The organism is Vibrio sp. SSH13-20 (genome assembly GCF_040104475.1).
Classification (GTDB): Bacteria; Pseudomonadota; Gammaproteobacteria; order Enterobacterales; family Vibrionaceae; genus Vibrio; species Vibrio harveyi.
Window position 1 is genome coordinate 574,544 of the sequence record NZ_JBECOU010000004.1, and the last position, 23,050, is coordinate 597,593.

Genomic DNA, 23,050 nt, shown 5'->3' on the forward strand with positions numbered 1-23,050 from the left:
AAGAATGTAAATGAGATTAATTATCATTAATGTTGTGTATTATGCTTCGCACCACGTTGTTGTTTATAAAATATAAGTAGTATTATGAAACTGAAGTCACTATCAGCAGCCATCACCGTTGCCATTGCCTCTTTTGCTGCTCACGCTTCCGATGAAAATATCGTTGTTGTCGGTTCTGCCCTTGATCAACTTGTTCAAACTGAGATCAACGCTGAAACGTTAGAGCTCAAACAAGCGTCGGATATTAAAGACGTATTGAACACCATGCCGAGTGTTACGGTTGACGGTAACGCTCGTTACTCTCGTAAAGTTTACATTCGCGGTATGGAAGACAAATTCTCTGTCGTAACCATTGATGGTGCGCGTCAAGAAGGTCAGCTATTCCACCACTCGGGCGACCAAACGTTCGATCCTGCGATGCTTAAGTTAGCTGAAATCACGCTAGGTGGTAACTCTGTACTGTCTGGTGCTGGTGCGATTAACGGCTCATTTAAATACGAAACGAAAGATCCCAGCGATCTACTTTCGGAAGGCGAAAGCGTCGGTGCTCGCGTTAAAACGGGGTATCAAACGGCTTATGAGCGCTTCACGACGAATGTTGCGGTTTACGCGCAGTTGAATGATGAACTTCAGTTGATGGGTATCATCAACTACTCAGAAGACGGCGATCTTTACATTCCTGGTAAAGATGACGTGACTTCAAAGCAAGGTGAACTGAAATCTGGCTTGGTGAAGCTAGTCTTCGTTCCAAACGATGCTAATGAATTTAAGCTTACTTTTAACACCTACCAAGATGGCGGTAAGCGTCAGCTATCGGGTGAAAAAGCAGGCGCACTTTACCTACATGATGATCACAACTACAACTCACTTAACCGTGATACCGTGACGTTCGAGCACCGTTTCGATAATGGAAGCGACTTGGTTAACCTAAAAACCAACTTGTACTACAACCGTCAATACATGGAACGCGACGCGTTAGTCGAAGAGTACGGCGATTGGAAGAAGGTGAACGGCGCTTGGGAATTCACCAAAGATGGTGACCTATCGATTCCTGATCGCGAATACAACGTGACGACCATTGGTGGTGACATCCGCAATATCTCTTGGGTTGGTGAACACGAGCTGACTTACGGCTTCGAAGGCTACAAAGCGGAGCAGTGGATTGACTCTGGTTTAGGTCACTACACCTCAGGTTCAAAACAAGGTCAAACGAAGAACTACGACATGGATGGCGGTACTGTAACGGCTTACGGTATTTACGCTCAAGATGCGTTTGAGATTAATGACTTCCGTTTCGTAACTGGTCTTCGCTACGATGTTCATGAGCTGGGTGGCGTGTTTAAAGGTAAATACGATCAACTATCGCCTAAGTTCCAAGGTGAATACCAAACCACAGACAACCTAAAACTTCGTATTGGTTACGGTCGTCTATTCAAAGGGGCTTCATTGCCAGAAACGCTAACCATGAAAGCGGCGAGCGATGTGAAACAGTCTGATACCAAAGCGATGACGGGTAACAACTACGAAGCAGGCTTTGATTACGACATGTCTGGTTTGCTGATGGCAGACGATGCAATCCTTGGTTTTACTGCTTACCAGTATGATCTAGATAACCAAATGCACCCAACCAAAAACAACACAACTTTGGTAAACCAATACGATGTTGAAGTTTGGGGTGTAGAGACGGTATTCACCTACAGCATTGAAGACTTCGCGCTTTACGCAAACCACTCATACTCTGATGGTGAGCAAACGAGCCTGAAGAATGGCAAGAAGAGCCACATGAACAAAACTGGTATCCATAACATCAAGGCGGGCTTCAAGTACGATCTAACCAGCGAGTTTGTGTTCGGCTGGGATTCACGTTTCGTTCCGGGTAATGATTACAAAGACGAAGATGGTGACAAGATTGAACGTGCAGGTTTTGCAACGCACAACCTATGGGCGGCTTACGTACCAGATTTTGCAAAAGACCTATCACTTAACCTAGCGGTAGACAACCTATTCAACAAGCAGTACGCAGAGCATACAGGCTTTGGTATTTCTTGGGGTTCAGATAAGTACACTAGCTACGAAGCTGGTCGTAACTTCAAAGCGTCAGTGGCTTACAGCTTCTAAGTGATAAATTACTCTTAAAAACAAAACCCCGATAATTGGTTATCAATTATCGGGGTTCTTTTTATCTAACTTTGCCTATCAAGGTGCAACAAGCATTACTTGGTATGGAAGATCTGCTCGGTTTCTAGCGACGTCATCGCGCGAACTTGACGCCAGATGTAGTAGAAAATACCAAACATCATCAACATACTTGGGATAGCAATCATTGGGTAGCTGTAAAGGGTGAGCTTACCCAACTCTTCATTGAACGCCGCTGTGCCCGATGGGCTAGTCACAATCCAAGTTGCTAGAAAATAGTTCATCGCAGATGAGAAAGCGAACGTGCTAGCGAACAGATAGTTCGACGACATCAGGCAACGCTCAAATGCTTGCGTTTTACCATTCTGCTCTAAACGTTCGTTAATCAGTTGTAGGTTCAAGATGGTATCGTTCAATACAAGCTTTTGCATTAGCGGATAACGAGTGAAGGTTGAGCCTAACACTGCAATACCTATCAGGCCTGGAATCAACGCCTCTTTTAACGCTAACCAACGTGTGTCTAGCTCTAACAAGCCAATACCACCGGTTAACAGCACACTGATAAAACCAAGTGCAGAAATGAAGTTGAATTTCTTGTTGCGGATAAGATCCATGCCGCCATAAACCAATGGGAACGCCAAGGCAACAACGAGTGCCATTGCTGTACCTAGGTGTTCTTCACCGCTGAACTTCATCAAAATGAAGGAAGGGATGATGACGTTAAACAGGACTTCGAATAATGGATTCGACTTTTTCGCCGTGGTGTTACTCATAATTTTACTGACTCTACTATGTCGGCTTGGGTTTTACTTTGTGAGAAGTGTTCTACTCCTTGCGCCAGATGTAAAGTCTTAAAGCCCCGAGTTGTGTAACGACTTATGAAATGGGACGGTAATATTGCTTTATTTCCGTAAGTTGTGTTTGGCGGGGCAAATATGTGCTGCATCGTGATCTCAAAACCGCCGTGCGCTTAAAACGCTAAATTTGGCAGTGTTCACAAATTCTCATCTTCCTTACTATTTACCGTGAATCATTCTTAGTTCGTTTAACGCGCATTACGTTGTAATTGATTCTATCAATGCTTTTAAAATCCATCTCAAACCGCTCTGATATAAAAAATAACAATATCATCGTCAATTAAATCAATTTTTAGCCGCTTATTTTTCACTCCATCATACGTCATAGAAACAGCAATGCTTTCCGCAAGAGAAGCACACGAATTTAGTTGTCCGTATCGGAGTTTAGAATGAAAAAAGTAAGTGCAGTGGCTGCCGCAATTACATCTGTTTTAATGACAGGTGCCGTCTTTGCTGAGACCGAAGTGGCGTTAGATGTGATCGCTGGTGATGAAGCCGCACCCGTTGTTGAAAAAGTAAATGGTACCGATGTTATCGCTGATGGTTGGGAAATCTTCGGCTATGCGTCAATGAACTTTAGAACTGTTGATGGCAAATCAGTGGATACTGAATTTGGCAAACCAGATTACAAAACAGCAGGTACACACGGTAAGAGTACCAACCAAGTTGAATTCATCATCAAAAAGCATACTGAGCACGCGAACGGTGTTTGGTCTGACTTTGTTGTTCGCTCTGAATATGGCAACGGCAACTCTTATGCCTACTCTTCTGCGGGTAGCCAAAAAGACAATACCACTGCACAGTTTGAAGTGAAGGAAGCGTTTGTTGAAATCGGTGCGCTGCCTTACTTTGGGGAAGACACCTCGATTTGGGGTGGTCAACGCTTCCTAAATCGTGCGTCTGGTCTGTTATCTGGTGAGTTCTGGAAGCAGTCATCAGGTGTTGGTGCCGGTATTCAAACTAAGCTCGCTGGCAACACCGCAGGTATCGCGTATGTGATTGCCGATCCAGACGCAGGCGCACCAGATGTGTTGGTGTGTGAAGACAACAGCAATGCGTCGACGTGTGAGATTGTTAAAGCCAATGCTGAGCGCACTACCGTTTCTACTTTGGATTTCTACTACTATGGCGTAGATGTGGGCTTCGGTAGCGTAGATTTCGACTTTAAATACATGCAGCAAGAAGGCAAAGACAATTCTTCAGATGATGGCTTTGGCGCTGCAATTACTTTGAACACGAGTTACTACGGCTTAGACGGTTGGACGCAAAACGCACTTGCCTACGGTAAAGGTGTCGCGCAAAACCGTGGCGTGAACTTTGGTGGTTGGTCTGGCGGTGACGATAAAGCTGAATCTCTATTCTTCACTTCTTACGGTGTGCTAAACATCTCTGAAAACTGGCAGATGGGTTCTGAAATTACCTATATCGGTGCACTCGACCAACTGTTTGGTGCTGATGACTTAAAACGCTACCTTGTGGCTGTCCGTCCTTCTTATAAAGTGAACGATAACCTTCGTCTTGAGATGACGGCGTCTTATGGTCATGAAGAAGGGGCTGAAGGCTACTGGGGACGTACAGGGGATGATGTCGAAAGTGATATTTACAACATCGAACTCGCGGCGGCGTTTACTGTAAACGCAGACTACTTTGGTCGTCCTCAAATCAAACCTTACGTGAGCTACATTACCGCTGATGATGAAGCGAGCGCGCGTCAGATTGGCATCGAGGATGGTAAAAATGAAACCGTGATTGGTGTTCACACCGAAATTTGGTTCTAACCACACTTTGCAAAAGGCAGCGAATAGCGCTGCCTTATTTGCTTTTGAATGATTGTTTAGCAGATCTGTTTTACCTTGAGAAAGAGAGATAAATCATGCAGAAAAACCGTGTAATCCTTGCCCTCATGTTGAGCTCGGCGTTAACCGCATGTGCGGCTTCTCCAACATTGGAAGCGACGACGTTGCAATCGGTGCCGGAAGCGGCAGTTTGCTGCAATAACTTCTCTGAATTTCCATGGTTAGAGCTCGGCACTAATGAGCAAATTGAGTTTTCGATTAATGCGGATTCGCCGGTAGGTCGCTTCGCTGAAGGGAACAGCTATTTTGCTGCGTTTAAGTTGCCAGCGCGTTCAAGCAAAGTGAATATTCAGCTTGTCAGCCATATGGTCAATGGCGAGGTTTTCGCGCCTAAGCTGATCACTTTAGATAAAGCGTTCAATATCGTGAATATCAATGATCATGATAGCTTTGATATCGAAACCACGGGCATGCTTACGCGCACTCAATACCAGCTGAGCTTTACGCTCGACGTTGAGAAAACGCCTTACTTTATTGTTTATACTGATGAAAGCGAGCTAGGTGATTCGATTCAAATTCCTCATCCTGCCAAAGAGCGTGCTGTGGAGTTGGGTCAGCCAATGCCGATGGTGACCGACCCGAAATATACTTATGAAGCTTTTGGCTCTTTGGAAGTGGCGATCAAAACCTTATCGTTAGCCGCGCCTTCACGTACCACAGAGACACAGAAAGCGGCAGTTGTGGTGGCTCCGGTAAAATTGTCAGCGCCAGCTTCAGCAACCATGCAAACATCGTCAGCAGTAGGTTCGAACACGAAATCGGCATCAACGAGTGTTCATGCTGATACACAAGCCTATTATTTTGAATCTATTCGAGCAGCAGTGAAGAACAACCAAACATCAAAAGCGATGACGCTGCTAGAAGAAGCCAACCGATTGGGTATCGACGGCGCACAGAAAGTGTTTGTTGACGCCGTAGATAACAAGTAACTCCATTATTAAAGTGTCTATTTTTGGACCTCAGAGAGCGCTTTCGCGCCCTCTGAGTTTTTTTAGTCTCTAGCAATACATAGCTTTTCTGCAGAACGCTTGTTGAGCAAGTAGTTCTCTTCCTCAAGCGCTCGGTGCGATAGTGCTGGGTTAGGTTGAGTGAAGGTTAATCCCTCCAACAAAGTAACTGGTGCTAATGGTTTCAATATGGTTTTTACACCATCACGATTACACCTCACTTTCCCGGACTCTGGGTACCATTCGATCTCAATTGAACCGTCAATCACATCGGCTTCAATGCCGACCTCATATTCCTGACCGCGCAGTTTCACGATGAACTGAACTTCAGGTTGAGGGCGTTCAAACTCAAATGAGAACTTGGTTTTCTCAGCTTGTTCGACGTCAACATGCAGGGCGTTGTTATCACCAAACGGCAGTCGAGCGCTTAGGTGTTTCCAAGTTGATGGTAAGCTTGGGCAAAGCTTGATGGTGTTGCGCGAGAGCTGTGGCGTAAAGCCGAGATAGTCTTGCTGAGTGTTACGAGCAAATTCCGACACTGACCACGCTTGAGCATAAGTTCCGCTTTGAATGACGGACGTCGCAGACGCTTGGTAAGCATCCAAGTTTTCGCTCATGGTGCCGCGATGTCCCTGATATAAAATCTGATGGGCTAAGTTTTTGCTCAGTTGATACGCTAAATCCTGTTGCTGGTAACGGGTAAGTGCGCCCACAGTGAAGCCTGCGTTCCAACCCCAAATGGTCCCATTATGGTATGCCGCATCTTTGTGATACTCAGGGCGGTTGTCATGATAGGGGTGGAATTCTGGGTGCTCTTGTTGCAAAGAGCAGATGCCCCAAGGGAAAAGCAGATGCTCGACGCTGTTCTTCACAATGTGCTGCCCAATATACTCTGGAATTAAGGCTTGGTTGGTCGGAATGGTCAATGTCATTAGCTGGTTTGGGCGAATACTGATGTCTTTCACATCGTCTTGCTTGAGATGATCCGCTAAGCACATGGATTCGCTATCCCAGAACTTGTCGATAAAGCTGGCTTTCACTTTGTTCGCCAAAGTTTGGCAATGTTCCGCTAAGGCGTGGTCACCATTCCATTTTGCAAGTTGGTTTGCCACTTGTAGACTCTCAAACCACAATGCTTCGATGTCGTTGGCTTTCGGTCCACGAGGAGACCATGGGAGCTGACCGTTGATCTTGGCGTCCATCCAGGTATCGGGATCGCGATGTCGCATCAAGCCATCATCATCGAGGTAATGCTTTTCAACCCCTTCAATAAAGCGCTCTATGATGGGCAACATTTGCTGGGCGAACTGTGTATCACCGGAGTAGTTAATGTATTCGAAGATCTCGCGAATCATCCACGGTGTGCCGTCGGTCGTGTTGTAGATGATATTAGTTTCGCTGGTGACACGGTTTGGAATTCGACCATGATTTTTGTCTTTCAGATCATCTAACTGCATCGAAGCAAAGTTGGTGATGATGTCGCGGGCTTCGTCAAACTCGCCATTTACTAAACTGGTGCCGGGCAGCGCGATAAAGGTGTCTCTGCCCCAACAGTCTTTAAACCATGGCAACCCCGCCCAGATGCCGGTACCCAGCTCTTTATTGACGAAGGTTCGGCTGGCCAATCGTGCCCACATAACGGCGCGGTTGTATTCCAGATCGTCACACCAAAAATAGTTCTTGGTCAAAAACTCAAATACTGCGTTTTGATGTTTCAACTCTGCATGTTCGAGGGCTGCGTTTTGTGCTTGTTGGATTGCATCGGTTTTGCTGTTGGAGAACGCAAAGTAGGCAGTAAAGCGGTTCGTTGTGGTCTCTGAACTGAGCTTAATTTGAATGTTTTGGCTGCCGGATAGTACGTTATCACTGACGTTCGAATCTCTCTCATTGAGCGTTTGTGCTCGGAAGCTTTGGTTTGCGCTGATCGCGATAAACGAGAGCGAGCCTTCAGGGCAGATGTCTGGATCGACAGAGATAAGCAGGCAATCTTCCAACGCTTCTACTTGGCAGTACGATGGATTGAGGTTGAGTTCAGGAAACAGTGCCAACATTTCGCTGCTGGTGGATTCCACATTCAGTGCAGCAAGGCGTTGCCCTGCAATCAAGGACAAGCCATCTTTACTGGCATTCTCATAATGATGCTCGATTCCATATGGCATTAAGCAGGCATACTGCGCCTGTGTTTTGTCGTTGAATACGTTGCCAATGCTTGAGGCGAAACCACCTAAATACCAACCTTGATGATGGCGATAACGTGCCGTGCCCAAAGCGCTGTGTGTGGTACCTTCATAGTAGCCGTCGAGGTTATCACCAAACACAAATGGGAAAGGCGTTTCGCTCTTGATCGCCAACGCCTCGAACAACTCATCGAGCGGAAGGATTTTGGCTGTGCTTGGTAATGATTTCGCGGGGATAGGACCTGATTGCGAAGTGATGAGATGATCGAATTTCAATTGAGTGAGTAAGGAGGCGGTGTCTGCCATTGCGGGTTTGACGCTTAGACTTGGCGACGCTGTGCTGAAGTCGAGCGTCAGCAAATAACGACCTGATTGTTTTGGTTCAAACACCAAATCATTACCAATGCCTTGAGTTGGAATAAGCGAAAGCTTTTGATTCAAACTGATATTCACTGCTTTAATATCATCTGCGGCGAACGTCCATTCTTCGCTGCCATTCAAATCGGCGATTTTGAATTGGTGTCTATCGGCTGGGAAAACTACGCTAGCTTGTAGTTGGTGCTCATCAATTGGCTGGAAAGGCGTATCTAGCCCCCAACCATTTAGTGTGCCTTTCAGATATAACGTTGGGTATTGGGGCATATTCTAGAGTCTCATAAAATAAAAAAGGCACAGCGAACTGTGCCAAATACGAACATGAAAGAATTAGCGAACAATTTGTTTTGCTGCAGTGTCTAGGGCGTCTTTCACGGTTTGCTTGCCTTGCATCGCGTTATCGATAGCAGCACCTTCCGCAAAGAAGTAAGACGTCATTTGAGGGATGTTCGGCATGATCTCGCCGTTTTCTGCGTTGATCATGGTTGATTTAATGCGTTCGTCACTTTCCAGCACTTTCTGGAACGATTTTAGTGTCACGGCACCAAGTGGCTTATCGTCATCCATGATTTTCAATGCGGCGTCTTGGTATAGGTAGTTTTCTAGAAACTCAACAGCCAGATCTTTGTTTGGGCTTGATGCGTTAATACCCGCACTCAAAATGCCAACGAATGGGTTACCTTTACCGCCGTTTAAGGTTGGCAACACAGCAACGCCGTAGTTCACATCCATTTTGTCTAGGTTGCCCCAAGACCACGGACCGTTGATGGTCATTGCCACTTCACCTTTGGTGAACGACGCTTCGGATACTGAGTAATCCATATTTGGATCGACGATGCCTTTGTTGACCATGTCGACAAGGAATTGCAGACCAGCCACACCCGCTTCATTGTTTACACCCGTGTCTTTAGCATCGTAGCCTTCTGCTGTTTTACCAAAAGCATAAGCGCCGCCAGCTGAAATCATTGGCCAAGTGAAGTAAGCGTTTTTCACGTCCCACATGATCGCTTTCTTGCCTTGTTTTTGCATCGCTTGGTGGATGGACTCCAGCTCTTCCCAACTCTTAGGTGGGTTTGGCAACAGGTCTTTGTTGTAAATTAGAGAAGGGACTTCGATAGCCAGAGGGTAGCCAAAGATTTTGCCATCTACAGTGACTGCATCCCAACTGAAATCGACAAGCTTATCTTTAAACTCTTGGCTCGGTTTCACTTCTTGCAGTAAGCCCGCTTGAGCGTAGCCACCAAAACGGTCGTGTGCCCAGAAGATGATGTCAGGACCACCGCCTGTCGCGGCGTGTTGTTGGAACTTTTCTTCTAGAGAATCCGGGTGCTGAACATTAACCTTAATCCCCGTATCTTCTTCGAACTGTTGACCAATTTGGCTCAATCCTTGGTAAGACTTATCACCGTTGATCCAAATGATGATCTCACCTTCCTGCATTGCAGAAACAGAAGGCGCTAAAAGAACAGATAAAGTGCAAAGCGAAAGTGTTTTTAGAATAGGTTTCATTGCGATAGATTCCTTGTTTCAAACCTAGTGACTGGACGTCAGCTGTTGTTTCACGGTTTGATAATACGGGGATGCACTCTGCGGTTAAAATTGATTTCTTTGTCGTTGGTATTACATTTTTCTATATCAATGCGTTGGAATGTGATCGGGGAAGCGCATTGGCTCGGGCGATACCCAGTAGCCAATGCTTTGTGGTGGTTGATGTAGAGAAGGGATTTGGAAGGTTTTGACTGTTTTTGTGAACAGCAGCCAAATTTAATCTGCGATGGAAGTGTCTATATCTAGTGTGAAAGCACTAGCGCACTGTGGCTCGATATTCAGTTGGCATTTACCGACACCATTTTCGACGCGTAAGGTGAGTGGAGAAAGACGATTCATAGCGTCTTTTAAGATGTACTCGCCATCGCGCAGTTCGAGTTTTTTGATCAGCTCAGATGGCATGACCAACTCTATGTTTTGAGGTTGTTCTCCCCTTAATCGTGCGACTGCCAAAATCAATTGCTGACTCGAATAGCGAGCAAAGCAGAATGACTCTTCCCCCAAGGCTTGTTGATTACTTGGATACAGGTCAAAGTAACCTCCCATTTTGGCTGGCGAGGTCAAAGCTAAGTTGAGTAAGCGTTGATAATAGGCTCTTACTTCTTTCTGTTGTTGCGATAACAAGCCCCCGTCGAACTTGCCATGATTCATCCACTTTTGGTGTTCTGGGACACCGATGTAATCAAAGATGGAGGTACGACTTGGTTGCCCAAAGCCTGCGTTTTCTCTTCCTGCTTCTCCCACTTCTTGTCCGAAATACACCATGGTTGGTGAGGTGCTAAGCAGGGTAGAAATCAACATAGCGGGCAAGCCGTTCTCTGCACTGCCCGCAAACTCAGGTGAGGCGAGACGCTGCTCATCGTGGTTATCAAGAAAGTGCAGCATGTGGTGTTCAATATCCATCATGCTTTCTTGAATCTCACTGATTTTGCTCACATGCCGTTTGCTGTGCATCACGTCTTTGAGGCAATCATAGAGGTCAACTTTGTCGTACAGATAATCCATCTTGCCGAGATGAATGTAGTCGCGATACAGGTGCGGTTGATACACCTCTGCCATCAAAAACGCCTCTGGATTGACCGCTTTGATGCTGGAATTCATAAAGCTCCAAAACTCGACAGGCACCATTTCCGCCATGTCATAACGGAAGCCATCGACGCCTTTGTCTATCCAGTAAAGCGCTATGTCGCGGAACTTATACCAAGAGTTTGGCAGCGTTTTGTCTTGCCAGAATTGCAAATGCTCAGCATAGGATTTGTTTGCGTAATCGGCTGGCAGTTCTGGGAAATCTTTGCTGCCGTCTGGGCGCACGCCGTAATTGATTTTGGCGGTTTCATACCAATCATCAAATTGCGGTTGAGCAAGCCTAGAGCCGTTGCCGGTCCATTTGGCGGGAAACTCTTCAAAGGCAGGCAATTTTTCAAAGTTAGAAAGGTTCCTAATCAGCGTCGGGTCACCTAGCGGGGAAAATTGCTCAGGAATGTTAGGTAACTCAAACGCTTGATTAGGAACGTAATAGAAATTGTTGTCACGATGGTACTCAACGCTCGTATCGTCATCGGCACCAAAATCTCGTACACCGACAGGGTTGTTCAAACCTTGGTAACGTCTGGCAACGTGGTTTGGCACAATATCGATAATGACCTTCATGTTGTGCGCATGCGTACGCTCGATAAGGGCTTCAAACTCTTCTAATCGATGTGCTGGATCATCCGCCAAATCGGGATTCACGGAGTAATAATCTTTCACCGCATAAGGCGAGCCTGCACGTCCTTTCACCACCGCTGGATGGTCGTTCTCAATGCTAATGGCACTGTAATCGCGGATCACCGCATGGTGTGGTACTCCGGTGTACCAAATATGCGTAATGCCAAGCTGTTGAATGGCAGTGAGCGCCTTGTCGTTAAAGTCACTGAACTTACCGACGCCGTTTTGCTCAATGGTGCCCCAAGGTTGATTGGTGGTATTGGTGTTGCCAAATAGTCGGGTGAAAACTTGATAAACGTTCGCTGCGGAATTCATAGATATTTAAGGGAGCTCGTGGCTCCCATATCCTCCAAAATTTATTTCAGTTTGACTGCGAAAGACTCGTAAGGTGCGAGGGTTATCGTCGCTGCAATCGCGCAAGGCGTCGCATAGTTACTGATTAAGCACTCTACCTGATCGGCTTGATATTGGGTTGGAACTTGCAGTGTTTGCTCGTGCTCTGAGAAGTTACTCACGATAAACAACTGTTCACCTTGGTATTCGCGCACGTAGCTAAACACGTGTTGATGCTCTTGCCATACTGGAGTGAAGCTTCCGTAGACGATGGTTTCATGACGTTTACGCAGCTCAATGAGCTTTTTGTAGTGGTAGAAGATCGAGTTCGAATCGTTAAGCGCTGCTTCCACGTTAATCTGTGGGTAGTTCGGGTTGACCGCAATCCAAGGTGCTCCGCTGGTAAAGCCCGCGTGATCTGATGCGTTCCAGTGCATTGGTGTACGCGCGTTATCACGACTGTTCTTGTGAATCGCATCCATCATGTGCTCGTGGCTGATACCAGCAGCGGTTTTCACATCGTAGAATTGTCGCGTTTCGATATCGCGGTAATCGCTTAGTTGGTCGAACGCCACGTTGGTCATGCCAATCTCTTCGCCTTGATAGATGTATGGCGTGCCTTTCAAAAAGTGCAGCGTTGTTGCTAGCATCTTGGCTGACTCGACTCGATAGGCTTTGTCATTGCCAAACTTCGACACTGCACGAGGCAAATCGTGGTTGTTCCAAAATAGGGAGTTCCAACCCGTGTCTTGCAGCTCGACTTGCCACTTGGTTAGCACGTCTTTGAATTCTTTAAGGTCGAGCGGAATCGGCTGCCATTTGTCGCCACCTTGCCAGGTTAGGGTAATGTGTTCAAATTGGAACACCATCGACAGCTCATGACGCTCTGGCGCACTGTACAGCTTAGCGATCTCAGGCGTTGCCCCCCAAGTTTCACCGACCGTTAATACATCTTTGCCACCGAAGGTTTCTTTGTTCATTTGTTGCAGCAGCGGGTGCAGGCGATCGCCATTGCCCGTGATGCCTTTGTCGACTTCTTTTCCTATCAGATCAATCACATCCAATCGGAAACCGCCGATGCCTTTTTCAATCCACCAGTTCATCATCTTGAATACTTCTTGATGAACTTTCGGGTTCTCCCAGTTCAAATCTGGCTGGCGTTTTGAAAAGAGGTGGAAGTAGTACTGCTCGGTTTTCTCGTCCCATTGCCAAGCATCGCCACCAAAAATCGATTCGATGTTATTTGGTAGATTGCCTTCTGAGTCTGCATCACGCCAGATGTAGTAATCGCGGTACGGGCTATCCTTAGATTCACGCGCAGAAACGAACCAAGGGTGCTCATCCGAAGTGTGGTTAACCACCAAATCCATAACGATTTTGATATCACGCTCGCCAGCTTCTTTGAATAGCTGTTCCATGTCTTCCATGGTGCCGAACTCACGTGCGATGGCTTGATAGTCTGAAATGTCGTAACCGTTGTCATCCATTGGCGATTGGTAAACAGGAGAGAGCCAAATCACGTTGATGCCAAGGTTTTTTAAGTAATCCAGTTTGCTGATGACACCTTTTAGATCACCGATGCCATCATTGTTGGAGTCGTAAAAACTGCGTGGGTAAATCTGATAAACGACTGCATTATGCCACCACGTTTTTTCCATGTTATTTGTGCCTTTTCAATCAAAAATCTAAGACAAAATATAGTGTCTTTTCCCCGCTAGTAGAAATTGAACTTTTTGCTTATGATATAGGAAAAATTGATACCTAAATGAGTGGGCGATGATGAATCGAGTGAATCGATATTTTCTGACCGTAGCCAGAACCGGAAACATCAAGAAGGCGTCTGAGCTGCTGCATGTAACGCAACCAACCCTGACTACGGCGATTAAGAAGCTAGAAAGCGATATGGGTGTATCGCTATTAATACGTCGTTCTAAAGGCGTAGAGCTGACAGAATACGGGCAAGTGTTTCTCCGTTATGTCGAGGAACAGCAAGAAAAACATCTCGATTTGATGCACAAAATTCAAGACATGCATCAAAGGGAACATGGCAAACTGAAGATCGGTGTTGGTGAAGCGTGGTGGGAGCTTTTTGTGCGACATGGGATCACCAAATACCAAGAAGCGCATCCTCATAGCTCACTCTATATTGAATTTGGCAACAACCTTTCTTTGATGCAGCACCTGATTCAAGGTGATATAGATTTATTTATTGGTCACGAAATCGGCGGATTGAAAGATCTTATGCCGGTGGTGTTCAGACCGCTGTTCCAAGATCAAGAGTCTTTCTTTGTTCATCGAGACCACCCTCTACTTAATGACAAAATGTTTTTGGAATCACCATCCGAGGCGATGTCTGCTTATCCACTGATCCGCGTAACGCCGGGGCATTCTCGATACAGCTCGGTGCTCAACAACGCATTCGAGTACGATCAAATCTTCAACCAATCCAATGAAACTGCACTTGTGGTTTATGAAGTCGGTTCTCTGCTTGCTAGCTTGGATTTGCTCGAAACGACCAATGCTATTATGCCTTACAGCGATAAGATGAACGGTTGGATGGAGAAAAACGGCGTGAAGTGTTTGCATACAGATACCAGTAAAATCGGTAACGTCGGTATCTATCACAAACGCCAGTTAGATAACGACAAAGCTCAGTTCCTTATCAATGAAATCCTGACCATGACGACAGAGATTTAGTAGGGTCTTACATACCCTCATAGTAAGCACGAATCGATTCTAAAGAGATAATTTTATGACCAACAACATAAATTTCAGAGCCTTCCTACCAAGTGATAAAGAGGATTGCCTGCGCATCTTCGATGAAAACTGCCCTGAATATTTCGCAACTAATGAAAGAGAGGATTACGCGGAGTTTCTTGATAGTGACCCACAAGGTTATGAAGTGTGCTTTCTAAATGGTGAACTCGTTGGTGCTTATGGTTTGAGTGGCAAAACACAGGCATTTCATAGCTTGAACTGGATTTTAATCTCACCAAAAGCGCAAGGCATGAAGGTTGGTCATGAGTTTATGAGCCGAGCGATTCACCGAGCTGAGCAGTTGAACATCCCCCAAATCAAAATCGCCGCAAGTCATTTATCTGCGCCGTTTTTTGCCAAATATGGTGCCGTAGAGCTGAACTACATCCCTGATGGTTGGGGTGTCGATATGCACCGTATCGATATGGAATTGAATCTCCAGTCGTAAGCAAATTCGAGCTATGAAAGCGTAGCGTGAGTATTTGGTTAAAACACCTTGCACCATATGGTGCTTTTATTGGTTTTTGTTAGGTTATTGAACTTGGTTATCGAAAGCGTTTTTTGCCTTTCGTCAAACAGATAAGGACAGACAATGCCAACAAAGATCTTAGTGCCTACTTTGGCGCTACTTCTCAGTGCATGTGGTGGCGATGGAGATTCGTCATCACCTGCAGACAGCGGCTCACAATCCCCTGATACACCACCTACAGCCACCACTTTTGCCGAGAAAATGCTTGCCGCAGTTAACGATGCTCGATCTAAAACTCAGCAATGTGGCTCAAGAACTATGCCTCCCGTTGGAGCGCTTACTTGGAGTTACGATTTAGAAAGCGCAGCTTATGGACACTCTAGCGATATGGCAAACAGTGATTTTATGAGCCATACCGGATCAAATGGCAGCACGCTTTCCAGTCGCGTCAATGCCACAGGTTATGCTTGGAGCAGGTTAGGAGAGAATGTCGCGAGAGGGCAACGTTCAATCGATGCGGTAATGAACTCTTGGCTATCGAGTGAAGGGCACTGCCTTAATATCATGAACGCCGACTTCGACCAGATGGGCTCATCCATGGTGGAGAACCAATCGACGAATTATCGCTATTACTGGACCCAAGTCTTCGCCAAGCAGCGTTGATGACGACAAATAGATCAGTCTGGACAACAAACAGATAAAGCCAGTAGAGGAGACTCAACTGGCTTTATTTTTATTTTGGTACAGTTGGTCTAAAAAAATTGACAAGATAAGTTTTGGTCGATTATTCTTTTTATAGACCAAGTGGTCTCAAAAGATTTGAAATGAATAAGCCGTTTAAATGAAGGGGATCGAATGATGTCTACGAGTAAAACTACGATAAAGAATGCGCATATCAATTGGGATTGTGAGGGTAAGTTCAACTTCACGACTGGGTTTGGTGCAACCAAAGCGGAATCCATGATCGCCAATTACGCAGCGTTTATTGCTCCAGTGATCCTCTACTTTTTTGCATGGCAAACCTTGGAGTGGAGTTGGCTTCAAATTATTGTCGCGTCATTGCTCACGTTAGATATGATTGGAGGTGTTCTGACGAACTCTTTAGGCTCGATGAAGCGATTTCTACATACCGACCAAAAACTAGAGCTGACTTGGATGGGCAAATTGGTAGGCAGCAAATTCTTGTTCCCTGCTATTCACTTTCAATTGTTTGCTGTGCCGCTATGTTTTGATGTCACTTGGTCTTACGCGTTTTTCTGGTATGCCGTGATGATGGTATCGGTTGTGTTTTTGCACTTCCTGCCGCTTTATCTACAACGTCCGGTTGCGCTACTTGCAGTCATGTTATCCATCATTCTTTCGACATTAGTCCCGGCTCCGACTGGTTTAGAATGGTTAGCACCAATCTTCATTATTAAGTTAGTGCTCTCACACGGTGTTCGAGAAGAGCCTTACCGCCCGTCTCTTTCTCAATAGATACGAATATCGTTAAATTACGCCCCCTTGATAAACGAAACGCCAGCAAGGAATTCCTGCTGGCTTTTTTTATACTTGGTATTAACTCGTTAAGTTACGTAGTTTTGGATCATCGGTAAGGTATTCTACAAATTCGATTTCAAAGCCAGCTGGGTCAACAAAGTAAATGTTCTTACGGTATGGCTCTTTTGCGCCGGGTTGGGCAATTGGATAACCTGCTTCAATCAATCGTTTTGTCACACCGTCGATGTCATTAGTCACGTAGGCGAAGTGTGCGAGACCAACTTGGTGACCACTTAATTCTCGGTTGCTACCTTCGCCGTGGTCGCTCATTGCAATGTATTGGTACTCATCGCCAAAGTGCAGCCAGTTTCTCGGCTTTCCACTCCATTCGCCAGTACCTTCATCACGTACATACCAATGTGGAAATGCCGCTTGATAAAACTTCAGCATTTCTGGGATATCCTTTACCACTAAGTTCACATGTTCTAGTTGGATCATTGTGTGCTCCTTTCTGTCATTTCCTAGCCAACGATGAACATGCTAAAACCTCAAGTTAAGTTGAGGTAAAGGGCTTTTTTGGAATTTTTTATTGTAAGTGCTTTGGCTAATTATTTGGATCGAGTTTTTGGTGAATAGATTCCCAGTCTCACCTAGGTTCGCGGGAATGACGGAAAGAGAGCTAAACGAGCAGCGTCATTCTTAAGGAGCCTAAGCGAGTATTCAGAATCAATTTTCAGCGCGTTGTGATGTTGCATTGTGAATTGAATTATCCGCGAGTGTAGAACCAGTTCCTCCCCTTTGAGTTCGTTGCTTTGAGAGCTTCGGAGTTTGATACAAGGGTAGGTTAGGTGGGGTTGCTGGTTTGAGGCTGAATGTTGGGTTAGGTGCTTGCGACCTTGTTTACCTTTTAGTCGTTCGTGTTTTAGCTAAGTATTTGAATGTGGTTATCAAGGGGGAGGGCTGTTCTTTCTTGTTGTGTGCTCAGTGCTTTCGCCACAAACCAAAAAAAGCCAGCAGTAGTAGCTGCTGGCAAAGTCTTTGGGCTTCTAGGTTTTTGCTTTTATTTCTTGCCACTCCGTTCTACACAGTGCCCCGATTGGCCTTCTGGGGAAGAAAACACAGCACTGTGCGCTTTGTGTCCAAGAAATTTGGAGATTAGCCTTGCTTACGGATTAGGTAGTCAAATGCGCCTAAGCTTGCTTTTGCACCTTCACCCATCGCAATGATGATCTGTTTGTAAGGAACGGTTGTTGCGTCACCGGCTGCGAACACACCTTCTAGGCTAGTATCGCCACGGCTACCGACTTCGATTTCGCCGCGCTCAGATAGGGCTACTTCTGAATCTTTTAGCCATTCTGTGTTTGGTACTAGACCGATTTGAACAAAGATACCTGACAGTTCAATCTCTTTGATTTCGTCTGTGTTGCGGTCTTTGTACTTCAAACTTGTTACGCGAGTACCGTCGCCCACAACTTCAGTAGTTTGCGCCATCGTGATGATGTCTACGTTTGGTAGTGAATTCGCTTTGTCGATAAGCACTTGGTCTGCGCGAAGTACGTCTGCGAATTCAAGAACCGTTACGTGTTCGACGATACCAGCAAGGTCGATAGCAGCTTCGATGCCTGAGTTACCACCACCGATAACCGCAGTTTTCTTACCTTTGAACAGTGGGCCGTCACAGTGTGGGCAGTACGCGACACCTTTGTTGCGGTACTCTTGCTCACCCGGAACGTTCATTTCACGCCAGCGTGCACCAGGGCTTAGGATGACACTCTTACTCTTCAGCGTTGCGCCGCTTTCAAGTTGGATGTGAATCAAACCATCTTCTGTGTGTGCTGCGCCCATTAGCTTCTCAGCTTGTTGCTCAGTTACTACGTCTACGTCGTATTCTTTTAAGTGTTCTGCTAGATCAGTTGCCAGTTTTGGACCTTCAGTACGTTTTACCGAAATGAAGTTCTCGATTGCCATGGTGTCCATAACCTGACCACCAAAACGCTTAGCAACAACGCCAGTACGAATACCTTTACGAGCAGCGTATAGAGCAGCAGCGCTACCACCAGGACCACCGCCGACAACAAGTACGTCGTATGGGTCTTTTTCGCTCAGTGCTTTCGCCGCTTTTTCGCTCGCGCCGTCATCCACTTTGTTTAGGATTTCAGTCAGAGACATACGACCTTGACCGAATAGCTCGCCATTCACAAATACACTTGGTACTGCCATGATGTCGCGTTGTTTCACTTCATCTTGGAACAAACCACCGTCGATCATGGTTGCTTTTACTTTCGGGTTGATCGCCGCCATCATGTTGAACGCTTGAACTACGTCGGGACAGTTTTGACACGACAGAGAAATGAAGATTTCTACGTCTAGATCTTTGTCTAGTGCTGCGATTTGCTCAATCACTTCCGGTTCTAGTTTGATTGGGTGACCGCCAGAGTGAAGCAGTGCCAATACTAGAGAGGTAAATTCGTGACCCATTGGCAAGCCTGCAAAGCGTAGTGCTGTGCCTTTTGCTGGGTTAGTTACCGCCATCACTGGTTTACGTGCGCTTGCGTTGTCGTCACGTTCAACGGTGATTAGGTCGCTCATCTCTGCGATTTGGTTCGCTAGAGACAAAATGTCATTCGATGCTTTGCTTTCATCTAGACTAACCACTAAACGAACTTCTTCTTTTACATTAGCCAGATATTGTTTGAGTTGTTGTTGGATCGCTTGGTCTAACATAGTTGTTACTACCTTAATTAAAACTAAAAAGTGGTTACTGTAGATAAAACCTGAGGGGGAGAGAGCAAATCAGGCAGAAGGTCGTCAAGGTATCTAACCTGAAGTGCTCTCTAATTCAGTTCTAATCAGAAAAAGGAAATCGGGAACTGATTAGAACTTAAATTTCAGTGACTTAGATTTTGCCAACTAGGTCTAGTGATGGAGCTAGAGTCTCTTCACCTTCTTTCCATTTAGCTGGGCAAACTTCGCCTGGGTGTGCTGCTACGTATTGAGCTGCTTTCACTTTGCGTAGTAGGTCTTCTGCGTCACGACCGATACCTTCAGCAGTGATTTCCATTGCTTGGATAGTACCTTCTGGGTCGATTAGGAACGTAGCGCGGTCTGCAAGACCTTGACCTTCACGCATCACACCGAAGTTGTTTGTGATGTTGCCTGTTTGGTCGCCAAGCATGTAGTACTGAATCTTACCGATTGTGTCTGAGCTGTCGTGCCATGCTTTGTGAGTGAAGTGTGTGTCAGTTGATACTGAGTAAACTTCTACGCCACGTTTTTGTAGCTCTTCGTAGTGGTCTGCTAGGTCGCCCAGTTCTGTTGGACATACAAACGTAAAGTCTGCTGGGTAGAAGAAGAATACTGCCCATTTACCTAGAACGTCTTGTTCTGTTACTTCAACGAATTCGCCGTTTTTGTACGCTGTAGCTGCAAATGGTTTGATTTGAGTATTAATCATAATTTACTTTCCTTTGAATGTTTTAAGCTGAGCTGTTGTTGCTTTCGGAAAGTATATTCTCATCGGAGTGTGTTTAAGGAAAATCGCTTGTAACTATCCTATTGATAGCCATTTCCTATTTCACTTGATAGGCATATCCGATGTAGGTGAGTTTGCTTTGATAGGTTTTATTGAAGATGAATGCAGAGCGATAATAGATAATGTTGATTGAGAAGGGCGATGAGGGAGGATGGAGGTATAACGTGTGATTCCCGCTTAAAAAGGCGCGATAAGCCGCGCCTTCTCATATTATGCAAACGGAATTATTTGCGGTTGTGACAGTGGTACTCACCAGTTTTACTGTTTGTATGACAGCCATTTGCGTCGGTGCCTCCAGAATGGGCAAACGCCGCAGAAACCATACCGAAACTAACAAGAAGAACGAATACTGCCTTTTTCATTTAATACTCCGAAATGTATGCCCAAACTTGAGCGCGCGGAGTTTTACATAAATGCTACTAGTTGAATATGATTTCAATCAACCTTTAACGTCTCATCGCCCACTTATTTCGTCAGTGGGCAAGATTTCAAAGGATTAGCTCAGATTGTCGAGCACTTTGCCACACAGCTTCTTCAGCATGATCATTTCATCCAGCTCTAATGTGATTTTACACATCATGGCGTTTGGCACTGCCTTGGCTTGTTCTCTGAGAGCAAGACCTTGCTCGGTGAGGTTGAGTACGCGGACGCGCTCATCGGTTTCACTGCGACCACGCTCTACATAGCCTTTTGCTTCTAAGCGTTTAAGCAGCGGTGTGAGTGTGCCTGAGTCCAAATGCAGTTGTGACCCCAATTCTTTCACACTGGCACCGTCTTTCTCCCATAGCACCATCATCACTAAGTACTGCGAATAAGTCAGATCAAGCTCGTCCAGCAACGGGCGGTAAGCTCGGATCACTGCATTTGCTGCGCTGTAGAGCGGGAAGCAAACTTGGTTTTCGAGTAAGAGTTTATCGTCGTCGGTCATGGTGTTGTCGGTGTAACACTGGCTCATTGGCGTTGCCTACCTGCTCATAGAAAAAGAGAGTCATAAAATAAATTGTGTACAATATAGTTGCAAACGATCTTTACTTCGATCTAAGATTGTGGGCAATTAAATTGTGCGCAACTTAAATTAAGAAGGATACTCGCATGACTACTCTATACAAAACTCAAGCTACCGCTTTGGCTGGTCGTAATGGTCAAGTAAAAACAGATGACGGTCTTCTCGATCTAGAGCTGTCATACCCGAAGGAAATGGGCGGCACAGGCGCAGCAACTAACCCAGAACAGCTGTTCGCAGCGGGCTATTCGGCATGTTTTTCTAACGCGATTCTGCACGTAGCACGTGAAGGTAAAGTAGACCTGAAAAGCGCACCCGTAACAGCGGAAGTAGGTATCGGTCCGAACGACAACGGCGGCTTCGCTCTAACAGTGAGCCTAGCGGTAGAGCTAGATATGCCACAAGAACAAGCGCTAGAGCTAACGCGCATTGCACACCAAGTTTGCCCATACTCAAACGCAGTTCGTGGCAACATTGATGTAGCAGTAACAGTAAACGGCGAAGCGATTTAAGCGGGTCTTACCACGGTACAAAGACAAAAAAGCCTGCAAGTACGCAGGCTTTTTTTGATTGGTATGAAGCGAGAATACTTAACGCGACTCTAGTGGGTAAGAGCGGTAGCTCCACATGCCGTAAGTACGCAGTGCATCGCGATAAATACCAAGTAGTTCGCCATCGCTGGCTTTGGCTAAGTCTTTAAGCGGTTTGTCTGGGTAACTTACGGTGTCGAAAGTGATGCCTTGTGGACCAGTTTGCCAGCTTGCGATTTCAAATAGCGTTTGACCACGGCGCACGTGGCTCGCTGAGCTGATGATGGTCGCGTGCTTGATGTTGTGACGTGCCAATGCGTAGCTGCTGAATAGGGCGTTACCTACCGTGCTGGTGGCATAGTTTTCTTCAATGATGCGATCTTTGCTGATGCCTTTTTCGATCAACCAGTCTGCCATTAATTTGCCTTCGGTTTTGTGGTTCTTTGGTACGCCGCCCGTCAATACGATCAACGCGTCTGGGTTTGCTTTCGCCATGGCTAGCGTGGTTTCTAAGCGCTCAACCAAGATTTGGTGCATTGAACCATCCGGATTCAGTGCGTATCCCAGTGTGACGATCGCCCCTTTGTCATCCAGCTTGCCTTTGTCGGCTTTCTCTTTTAGTGGCGTGGCAAGCACGCGGTCTACAGTGTCGAAGATGCGTTGGATGTCTGCCGCTTTACCTGCATTGAGCTTCGTGAGCGTCGCCATGTGTTTCGCTGATTCCGCTTGGTTGCCCTCAAAGCGTTGCCATACCGCTAAGTAAGCGTGCAAATCCACATCGTCTGGTGCGACCGAAAGGGCTTGTTCGAACAGTTCAATCGCGCGGTCTGCATTCTTGTTGTAGATCTGCGCGTTTGCCGCAGAAATCAGCAGGTCAGTACGGTATGGCTCAAGTTTGTAGGCTTCTAGTAAGCGGTCGGTAACAATCTCCATGTTGCTCGGCATTTTGGCGGTAAAACCAGCGTGCGAGATACGCGCAGGGGATTTGAATGCCTTTACCGCGTCGTTGAGCAGTTGGTCGACAACCTGACGCTTGGTGACGATCTGTGAATAGTCGGCTGAAGATTGGATAGCAGCATCGTTTGCTGCAATGGAGTATGGAGCAGCCGTTAGCGCAATCACGCTACAAAGAGCAATAGCAAGTAAGTTCTTCTTCATGAAATGTCCTAGAGGTGCTGTAGTACCTAGTTTTTATCGTGCCTAACGTTGTTGTAGGTCGAACGAGTTCGATGGATTTTTTCAGTCTAGGTTCGCTTCATGAATAAACTGTGAAATGAATCCCAACTCAGCCGAACGAAGGGATTCATGTGGTTAAAACGCGAAGTAGGATCACGAAAAACGTTG

Annotated in this window: 19 protein-coding genes; 8 read left to right on the top strand and 11 right to left on the bottom strand. The window is 46.0% G+C overall.

Going from position 1 to position 23,050, the window contains the following annotated elements; all coding sequences use genetic code 11:
- Window positions 1–84: 84 nt before the first annotated feature.
- Window positions 85–2,118 (top strand): TonB-dependent receptor, encoded by a 2,034-nt coding sequence (locus tag ABMY42_RS14685; RefSeq protein ID WP_009695861.1) that lies wholly within the window; start codon window positions 85–87, stop codon window positions 2,116–2,118.
- 95 nt (window positions 2,119–2,213) lie between these two features.
- Here the strand turns inward: ABMY42_RS14685 and ABMY42_RS14690 are convergent, their stop codons facing one another.
- A complete protein-coding gene (locus ABMY42_RS14690) occupies window positions 2,214–2,909 on the bottom strand; it encodes a VC0807 family protein (RefSeq protein ID WP_005450007.1) in 696 nt (231 codons plus the stop codon).
- Window positions 2,910–3,382: 473 nt separating this feature from the next.
- Between ABMY42_RS14690 and ABMY42_RS14695 the strand changes: the two genes are divergently transcribed.
- Both ABMY42_RS14695 and ABMY42_RS14700 read left to right on the top strand, forming a co-directional pair.
- On the top strand, window positions 3,383–4,771 hold the full coding sequence (locus ABMY42_RS14695) for a carbohydrate porin (protein WP_005450008.1): 1,389 nt from the start codon (window positions 3,383–3,385) through the stop codon (window positions 4,769–4,771).
- Window positions 4,772–4,866: 95 nt separating this feature from the next.
- Window positions 4,867–5,778, top strand: a complete 912-nt coding sequence (locus tag ABMY42_RS14700; protein ID WP_349266477.1) for a MalM family protein — start codon at window positions 4,867–4,869, stop codon at window positions 5,776–5,778.
- 62 nt (window positions 5,779–5,840) lie between these two features.
- On the opposite strand, the gene ABMY42_RS14705 is transcribed toward ABMY42_RS14700, so the two are convergent.
- The 4 genes from ABMY42_RS14705 to ABMY42_RS14720 form a co-directional block, all read right to left on the bottom strand.
- A complete protein-coding gene (locus ABMY42_RS14705) occupies window positions 5,841–8,615 on the bottom strand; it encodes an amylo-alpha-1,6-glucosidase (protein WP_349266478.1) in 2,775 nt (924 codons plus the stop codon).
- A 63-nt stretch (window positions 8,616–8,678) separates the two neighbouring features.
- Window positions 8,679–9,857 (bottom strand): maltose/maltodextrin ABC transporter substrate-binding protein MalE, encoded by a 1,179-nt coding sequence (gene malE, locus ABMY42_RS14710; protein WP_005450011.1) that lies wholly within the window; start codon window positions 9,855–9,857, stop codon window positions 8,679–8,681.
- 255 nt (window positions 9,858–10,112) lie between these two features.
- Window positions 10,113–11,918 carry an alpha-amylase family protein gene (locus tag ABMY42_RS14715; protein ID WP_349266479.1) on the bottom strand — a complete coding sequence of 602 codons (1,806 nt, stop codon included), beginning with the start codon at window positions 11,916–11,918 and terminating at the stop codon, window positions 10,113–10,115.
- Between the two features lie 41 nt (window positions 11,919–11,959).
- Entirely contained in the window at window positions 11,960–13,594 is a 1,635-nt protein-coding gene (locus tag ABMY42_RS14720) for an alpha-glucosidase (RefSeq protein ID WP_349266480.1), read from the bottom strand.
- Window positions 13,595–13,712: 118 nt separating this feature from the next.
- On the opposite strand from ABMY42_RS14720, the gene ABMY42_RS14725 reads away from it, so the two are divergent.
- The 4 genes from ABMY42_RS14725 (at window position 13,713) to ABMY42_RS14740 (ending at window position 16,638) form a co-directional block, all read left to right on the top strand.
- Window positions 13,713–14,633, top strand: a complete 921-nt coding sequence (locus ABMY42_RS14725; RefSeq protein WP_080640346.1) for a LysR family transcriptional regulator — start codon at window positions 13,713–13,715, stop codon at window positions 14,631–14,633.
- A 55-nt stretch (window positions 14,634–14,688) separates the two neighbouring features.
- The gene (locus tag ABMY42_RS14730; RefSeq protein WP_281187769.1) at window positions 14,689–15,141 is read left to right on the top strand and encodes a GNAT family N-acetyltransferase; all 453 of its coding nucleotides are present in this window, start codon (window positions 14,689–14,691) and stop codon (window positions 15,139–15,141) included.
- 144 nt (window positions 15,142–15,285) lie between these two features.
- On the top strand, window positions 15,286–15,825 hold the full coding sequence (locus ABMY42_RS14735; protein WP_281187768.1) for a CAP domain-containing protein: 540 nt from the start codon (window positions 15,286–15,288) through the stop codon (window positions 15,823–15,825).
- A 195-nt stretch (window positions 15,826–16,020) separates the two neighbouring features.
- Entirely contained in the window at window positions 16,021–16,638 is a 618-nt protein-coding gene (locus ABMY42_RS14740; protein ID WP_281187854.1) for a hypothetical protein, read from the top strand.
- 81 nt (window positions 16,639–16,719) lie between these two features.
- On the opposite strand, the gene ABMY42_RS14745 is transcribed toward ABMY42_RS14740, so the two are convergent.
- The 5 genes from ABMY42_RS14745 to ABMY42_RS14765 all read right to left on the bottom strand — a co-directional run bounded on the left by ABMY42_RS14745 (window position 16,720) and on the right by ABMY42_RS14765 (window position 21,128).
- The gene (locus ABMY42_RS14745) at window positions 16,720–17,139 is read right to left on the bottom strand and encodes a VOC family protein (protein WP_114320387.1); all 420 of its coding nucleotides are present in this window, start codon (window positions 17,137–17,139) and stop codon (window positions 16,720–16,722) included.
- A gap of 657 nt (window positions 17,140–17,796) precedes the next feature.
- Entirely contained in the window at window positions 17,797–19,365 is a 1,569-nt protein-coding gene (gene ahpF / locus ABMY42_RS14750; protein WP_005374617.1) for an alkyl hydroperoxide reductase subunit F, read from the bottom strand.
- Between the two features lie 172 nt (window positions 19,366–19,537).
- Window positions 19,538–20,095: an alkyl hydroperoxide reductase subunit C gene (gene ahpC, locus ABMY42_RS14755; RefSeq protein ID WP_005374632.1), complete on the bottom strand. Its 558-nt coding sequence runs from the start codon at window positions 20,093–20,095 to the stop codon at window positions 19,538–19,540.
- 302 nt (window positions 20,096–20,397) lie between these two features.
- A complete protein-coding gene (locus tag ABMY42_RS14760) occupies window positions 20,398–20,535 on the bottom strand; it encodes a YHYH domain-containing protein (protein ID WP_005449646.1) in 138 nt (45 codons plus the stop codon).
- 134 nt (window positions 20,536–20,669) lie between these two features.
- Window positions 20,670–21,128 carry a MarR family transcriptional regulator gene (locus tag ABMY42_RS14765; RefSeq protein WP_005449645.1) on the bottom strand — a complete coding sequence of 153 codons (459 nt, stop codon included), beginning with the start codon at window positions 21,126–21,128 and terminating at the stop codon, window positions 20,670–20,672.
- A 137-nt stretch (window positions 21,129–21,265) separates the two neighbouring features.
- On the opposite strand from ABMY42_RS14765, the gene ABMY42_RS14770 reads away from it, so the two are divergent.
- On the top strand, window positions 21,266–21,688 hold the full coding sequence (locus tag ABMY42_RS14770) for an organic hydroperoxide resistance protein (RefSeq protein WP_005449644.1): 423 nt from the start codon (window positions 21,266–21,268) through the stop codon (window positions 21,686–21,688).
- A gap of 78 nt (window positions 21,689–21,766) precedes the next feature.
- On the opposite strand, the gene ABMY42_RS14775 is transcribed toward ABMY42_RS14770, so the two are convergent.
- Window positions 21,767–22,864, bottom strand: coding sequence for a YdcF family protein (locus tag ABMY42_RS14775; protein ID WP_349266481.1), 1,098 nt, complete (start codon window positions 22,862–22,864; stop codon window positions 21,767–21,769).
- Between the last annotated feature and the right edge of the window lie 186 nt (window positions 22,865–23,050).